This window comes from Desulfobacterium sp. N47 (assembly GCF_051233685.1).
Classification (GTDB): Bacteria; Desulfobacterota; Desulfobacteria; order Desulfobacterales; family RPRI01; genus RPRI01.
The window spans coordinates 1-6,203 of sequence record NZ_JBAMMY010000041.1 but is presented as its reverse complement, the minus strand read 5'-3'; the positions used below and the strand labels follow the sequence as shown (position 1 = coordinate 6,203).

7 protein-coding genes and 1 tRNA gene are annotated in these 6,203 nt (G+C 40.9%); 7 read left to right on the top strand and 1 reads right to left on the bottom strand.

Annotated elements, in window-relative coordinates; translation table 11 throughout:
• Nucleotides 1-388 precede the first annotated feature (388 nt).
• From VXK47_RS02450 to VXK47_RS02420, 7 genes are all read left to right on the top strand, one after another.
• A complete protein-coding gene (locus tag VXK47_RS02450; RefSeq protein WP_435547186.1) occupies nucleotides 389-763 on the top strand; it encodes a DnaJ family domain-containing protein in 375 nt (124 codons plus the stop codon).
• 59 nt (nucleotides 764-822) lie between these two features.
• Entirely contained in the window at nucleotides 823-1,785 is a 963-nt protein-coding gene (locus VXK47_RS02445) for a D-alanine--D-alanine ligase family protein (protein WP_435547185.1), read from the top strand.
• Nucleotides 1,782-2,534 (top strand): ATP-grasp domain-containing protein, encoded by a 753-nt coding sequence (locus tag VXK47_RS02440; protein WP_435547184.1) that lies wholly within the window; start codon nucleotides 1,782-1,784, stop codon nucleotides 2,532-2,534. Before VXK47_RS02445 ends, VXK47_RS02440 begins: the two co-directional genes overlap by 4 nt.
• A gap of 37 nt (nucleotides 2,535-2,571) precedes the next feature.
• The gene (gene purD, locus VXK47_RS02435) at nucleotides 2,572-4,344 is read left to right on the top strand and encodes a phosphoribosylamine--glycine ligase (RefSeq protein ID WP_435547183.1); all 1,773 of its coding nucleotides are present in this window, start codon (nucleotides 2,572-2,574) and stop codon (nucleotides 4,342-4,344) included.
• Entirely contained in the window at nucleotides 4,328-5,014 is a 687-nt protein-coding gene (locus tag VXK47_RS02430) for an L-threonylcarbamoyladenylate synthase (RefSeq protein ID WP_435547182.1), read from the top strand. The genes purD and VXK47_RS02430 overlap by 17 nt, the downstream gene beginning before the upstream one ends.
• A 78-nt stretch (nucleotides 5,015-5,092) precedes the next feature.
• Nucleotides 5,093-5,626: an NUDIX hydrolase gene (locus VXK47_RS02425; RefSeq protein ID WP_435547181.1), complete on the top strand. Its 534-nt coding sequence runs from the start codon at nucleotides 5,093-5,095 to the stop codon at nucleotides 5,624-5,626.
• A gap of 121 nt (nucleotides 5,627-5,747) precedes the next feature.
• Nucleotides 5,748-5,834: transfer RNA gene (locus tag VXK47_RS02420), tRNA-Leu, on the top strand.
• A 160-nt stretch (nucleotides 5,835-5,994) separates the two neighbouring features.
• Here the strand turns inward: VXK47_RS02420 and VXK47_RS02415 are convergent.
• On the bottom strand, nucleotides 5,995-6,203 hold a 209-nt coding region (locus VXK47_RS02415; protein ID WP_435547180.1), incomplete at its 5' end, for a hypothetical protein.

Genomic DNA, 6,203 nt, shown 5'->3' with positions numbered 1-6,203 from the left:
TGCCGGGTTCGAAGCTATTTGTCTACTTGCCGCAAGCATGGAGTTAAGGCAAGTCAGGCATTGGAGCTATTGTTTAAAGGCAAATTGCCCGACTTCCTTATGTGAATGGTAGTATATATTAAAATGACGCTGAATAGTTACCGTTAAAGTTATCTTTATTGACTGCAATTTGTGCAATGTGCTATTAAAATCATTGAATTAGAGGAAGTGTGGTGCAGCGGGTAAAAGTGAAAATATTCCACATAATAAAGATTGTGCAATATTTGGGTAAATTTAAAATGCATTGACCAAACTTTTTAAGAAATAAATTAAATGTTAAAAACTAATTTTGATAAACAAAATAGACTGTTTTGTTTGTGTTAAACAATTCAAAGAGTAAAAATAATTTATGCTGCCAGGTTTTGATAAAATTATTGAACAAAGAATACTGGAGGCCCAGAAAAGAGGGGAATTCGATAATCTTTCCGGTACAGGAAAGCCTCTTGAATTTGAGGAGTCCTGTACGGTCCCGGAGGATCTTCGTATTGCGTATAAGATACTAAAAAATGCGGACTATCTTCCACCGGAAATTGAGCTTAAAAAAGAGATTATAAAAACTGAGGAATTGCTTGCAGAAATGGAAGATGCCCCGGAAAAATATCGGGTGTTAAAAAAGCTGAATTTTATGAAAATCAAATTCAATCTTTTGCGAAACACTTCGGTTATTTTTGAGGAAACCGAAATCTATGCTGAAAAATTAGTTGAAAAATTTGGGCGGAAATAATTAACTGTTTTTTTTATTGTTACAAGAAATATTATTAGTGCGAAAAGGATTTGAAAATTGTGAAAAAACTTAAGGTAGCGCTTATTTCAGGAGGAATATCCGTTGAACGGGAAGTGTCAAGAAAAAGCGGCGATCAGGTTTACGATGCTTTGGATAAGACAAAATATGATGTTATCCGCTATGATCCTGCATCCCAGCTGCTGCATCTTGTTTCGGATTCTTCAAACATAGATTTTGCTCTTATCATACTTCATGGGCCTTTTGGTGAAGACGGGACTATCCAGGGTCTGCTGGATCTTCTTGATATCCCTTACCAGGGCTCGGGCGTTCTTGGAAGTGCAGTAGCCATGAACAAGTTTGCTGCAAAACAGCTTTATGAACAATCGGGAATTCCGGTTCCTCCTTATATCATGATCAAAAAAGGTGATCCGGTAGAATACAAAACCTGTGAAAAACGGCTTGGTTCGCCATTTATTGTAAAACCTGTTTCAGGCGGTTCCAGTATCGGAGTCTCAATTGTAAAATCTGATAAATCATTTAATGAAGCTGTTGAATCTGCTTTTTCCTGCGACGATACAGTTTTGATCGAAACTTTTATAGAAGGAATCGAGATTACCGGCGGAGTTATAGGAAATGACGAGCTTGAAACCTTGCCTATCGTTGAAATAATACCTGATAAAGCTTTTAAATTTTTTGATTACACAGCAAAATATAAGACCGGGGCAACCAAAGAAATATGTCCGGCCCAAATTGATGATACATTGACGCAACAAGCTCAAACCTATGCGAAAATGGCCCACAAAGCACTTTTTTGCAAAGGATACAGCAGGACGGATATGATACTTTCCGGAAAAGAGATTTATGTTTTAGAAACAAACACCATTCCGGGTATGACTTCAACCAGTCTTTTACCACAGGCAGCTCAGGTTGCCGGTATTTCTTTTTCTCAGCTTCTTGACAAACTTATTGAGCTTGGTATTGATGAGCACGCTAAAACAAAAGAAAGAAGGGCCGGCAAGTGATAATATCAGGCATTAAAGAATTAATGGATAAATACGAGGATGTCGGCTCAGGGGATGTTTTCAGCGGAATAATCGGCGCCGACAGGATGAAGCAGTTTTTGATGATCGATCTTATCGAAAGAGGCGTTCTCTGCGTCCCTTCTCCTCTTTCGCAGATAATAAGCGGTTCCAAAGTCGTACAGGCTCTGTTTTTGAATAAGTGGATGATTCCTCATACCCGTGCTGTTTTAAGAAGAAGAGATCTTATAGATGCTGTCAGTTGGTACAACAGGAATAAAATAGCACTTGTGGTTACAAAAGAAGACCGCATGCATTGCGGATTCGGGATAAGAAAATGGGATTCAGTTGAAACTCTTTACAGTTTTATGTCTATGTCGGACACATCTTATCCGTTTATATTGCAGCCCTTCATTGAAAATTTTACTGATATCCGTGTAATAGCGGCAAAAGATTATATCGAATCATATACCAGATATAATCCTGATAATTTCAGGATGAATCTGGCAGCAGGCGGATCAAGCAGCCCCTTTGTTCTTGATGAAGATAAGAAGGATTTCTGCGCAGCTGTTATGGAACGGGGAAAGTTTCCTTTTGCTCATATTGACATCATGGTAACTGCTGAAAACGAATGCTATCTGTCCGAAATAGCATTAAGCGGAGGTTTAAAAGGAGCCCGTATAAGCAGAGAAGAACTTGACGGGAAAAAACAGGCGATTCTAGATAAAATAATAAAAGAGAGCATCGATTAGACCTGATGTTATACAAAGGTCTGTGCCGGAGGTTGTTATGAAAATACTGGTAGTTGGAAGCGGAGGAAGAGAGCATGCGCTTGTATGGAAAATAGCGCAGAGCCCGAAGGTTAAAAAAATCTTTTGTGCGCCTGGAAATGCGGGTATCGCAAGTCTTGCCGAGTGCGTTCCCATTAGTTCGGATGATATCAAAAGCCTTTTGGAATTTGCCAAAAAGGAGAATATCGCTCTTACAATAGTCGGTCCTGAAGCTCCTCTTTCAAACGGAATAACGGATTTGTTTGAAGCAGCCGGCTTGAAAATTTTCGGTTCTTCCGGCAAAGCTTCCGAACTGGAATCAAGCAAATGCTTTTCAAAAGAACTGATGATAAAATACGGGATACCAACAGCTGCCGGCAAAATATTTTCAAACTATAAGCAAGCGGCAAACTATATACGAAAAACAAAAGCTCCCTGCGTTGTAAAGGCAGACGGGCTTGCAGCCGGAAAAGGTGTTGTCGTATGCTCAACCGAAAAAGAAGCTTTGGATGCTCTTGATGACATAATGGTAAAACGCTCTTTCGGCGATGCAGGCAAAAGAGTTGTAATTGAAGAGCTGCTTGCAGGAGAGGAGGCGTCATTTATTGCATTCACAGACGGAAAAACCGTACTTCCCCTTCCCTCCTCACAGGATCACAAGGCTATATTTGATAATGATAAAGGCCCGAATACCGGTGGAATGGGCGCTTATTCACCTGCTCCGGTTGTTGATAAATACATGCATAAGAAGATCATGGAAGAGGTCATGGTACCTACAGTCCGGGCTATGGCTGCCGAGGGAAGATATTATAAAGGTGTTTTATATGCCGGTCTTATGATTGATCATGACAGAATCAGGGTTTTGGAATTTAACTGCCGGTTCGGCGATCCGGAAGCACAGGCTCTATTGGTCCGGATAAAAAGCGATATAGTTCCGATAATGGAAGCCGTTATAGAAGAAAAGCTTAACGAATGCACCATAGAAATCGATCAGAGGGCATCCTTGTGTGTTGTAATGGCATCAGGCGGTTATCCCGGTGCTTACAAAAAAGGCATACCTATAAAAGGGCTTGAAGACGCCTCACGCATAAAAGATACAATAGTATTTCATGCAGGCACTGCAATAAAAGACGGCTCTGTTGTAGCAAATGGCGGACGCGTTTTAGGAGTGACGGCGCTTGGCGATACAGTATCCGCATCAATTGATAAGGCTTACCGGGCAGTACTAAAAATCAACTGGGATGGTGTTCAGTATAGAACGGATATCGCACAAAAAGCTGTAAAACGGATGAAAGCGATTCCTGCGGTTTCCATTGTAATGGGAAGTGATTCGGATTATAGCGTTATGGAGGAAACCGTTGCTGTATTGAAAAAATTTGATATCACCTTTGAAATTACTGTGGCATCAGCTCACAGAACCCCGGAAAAAGCTGCCGGTCTGGCATCGGGCACAAAACAGCGTGGAGTAAAAGTAATAATAGCCGGTGCAGGTCATGCAGCACATCTTGCAGGAGTTCTTGCAGCGCACACTACACTTCCTGTAATCGGCGTTCCCATTGATTCTTCGTGTCTTTCCGGGCTTGATTCTTTGTTATCAACAGTTCAGATGCCGCCAGGCGTTCCTGTTGCTACTGTAGCCATAGGAAAGCCCGGCGCAAGAAACGCCGGGATTCTGGCAGTCCAGATTCTGGCAGTTTCGGATCCGGAGCTTTCAGCCATGCTTGATGCCTTTAAAAAAGAAATGGCAGCCCAGGTTGAAAAGAAAGCAGAGAAACTTGAGAATTTCAGATAAAATTATAAAAATTGATCCGGATAATCCTGAGCCGGAATTAATTAAAAAAGCTGCATCAGTAATAAGAAGCGGTGGAGTAGTAGTTTTTCCTGCAAGATGTCTTTACGGCCTTGCTGCGGATGCTTTTAATGAAACGGCGGTTCAAAAGGTTTTTGAAATAAAGGGCCGTACTGAGAAAAAACCATTGCTGGTGCTTGCGGACAGCCACCTGATGATCTCCTGCATTGTAAAAGATATTACACCGATGGCGCAAAAAATCATGAAAAGCTTCTGGCCGGGCCTGGTTACCATCATACTTGAAGCTAATGATAGCCTTTGTGATAATCTTACGGCAGGAACCGGAAAAATAGGTGTCAGAAAACCGGGCCATCCGGTTGCTCTTGCTCTTGTTAAGGCTGTGGGAGGGCCAGTAACCGGCACAAGCGCAAATCCGTCGGGAGCATCAGGCTGCTATGACATTACGGATATTGATCCTGAAATAGCAGAAAAAGTTGACCTTATACTTGATGCAGGCACGCTTAAAGGCGGCACAGGTTCCACAGTTGTTGATGTAACGGGAGAAGTTCCGGTCATTATAAGAGAAGGCGAAGTGTCCGGAAATGAGATTCTGGCGGCTTCAGGAGCTTCGGCTGTGTATGAAACCTCGTTCTGCCACCGTCTTTCTTCGTAGGGCGGCATTTTATATGCCGCCACTTATGCAAGAGAGTGGGGGGCATATAAATTCACTATAAATAAAATTGGAATAAAAATGTCGGCAAAATTAAACAGCAGTAAAATGATTTATAAGGGCAAAGTATTCAGTTTTTTTTCTGACAATGTAACTCTGTCAAACGGACTTACGACAAACATTGATGTAATCCGTCACCCCGGAGCGTCTGCTATTGTTCCTTTCTTGAATTACAATGAGATAATATTGATCAAACAATTCCGTTATGCAGCCGGAGGTTTTATTTGGGAAATCCCTGCCGGTGTCCTTTCTCCGGGAGAAGCTCCTCTTGAATGCGCCAAAAGAGAGCTTATTGAAGAAACCGGTTACAGCGCCGGTAAAATGGAAAAATTAACCGAAATCTTGCCTGTTCCCGGTTACTCCGACGAGCGAATCCACATCTTTCTTGCAACCGGTCTTTCCGAATCAAAGCAAAATCTTGATGATGATGAAATATTAAAAGTACACACATTAAAGCTTGATACGGTTATGGAGATGATTGGAAGCGGAGAAATTACAGACAGCAAAACGATTTCAGGGGTTTGTCTTGCTTCACGTTTTCTTGCCCATAGATAGCAGTTTTAATAACTGACCAAAAATATCAAATATCATATGTCTGCATAAAACTTTGATTTTTTATGAAGCCGTCAATCTTGTTGACAAACGCATGAAATATTGTTTATAAATCCAAAAATGTGCCGGAGTGGTGAAACTGGTAGACGCAGAGGACTCAAAATCCTCCGAGGGCAACTTCATGTCGGTTCAATTCCGACCTCCGGCACCATTAAAATCAGGTTGTTTGCTAATACATACCAATCTTCTTGTTTTTTCAATGCCGCACAAAATAGATTTATCCCGCATTTATCCCGTAATTGGCAAATATCTCCCGGTAAATAATACTATCTCTATAAGAGTATTTTATAAACTAATGTCAAAAAAACAATTCAAGCAGTCATAATAAAAGCAAGGCAAACCATTTGATAAGATAGTATATGAAATCCATATTCAACAATTAATTCTACTCCGACATTTAACTTGATAATTTTTCCAAAAGATGACATAAGTAATGAATGATAAAAGAAACCGTATATCCAGGGATTGATGAATACATGACGTCTTTTTTTAATTATTTTCACCGGAAAGAAGGGCGTGA

Coding starts and splice junctions, on each gene's coding strand:
- VXK47_RS02425 (WP_435547181.1), top strand. CDS start 5,093: ATGTCGGCAAAATTAAACAGCAGTAAAATGATTTATAAGGGCAAAGTA.
- purD (WP_435547183.1), top strand. CDS start 2,572: ATGAAAATACTGGTAGTTGGAAGCGGAGGAAGAGAGCATGCGCTTGTA.
- VXK47_RS02450 (WP_435547186.1), top strand. CDS start 389: ATGCTGCCAGGTTTTGATAAAATTATTGAACAAAGAATACTGGAGGCC.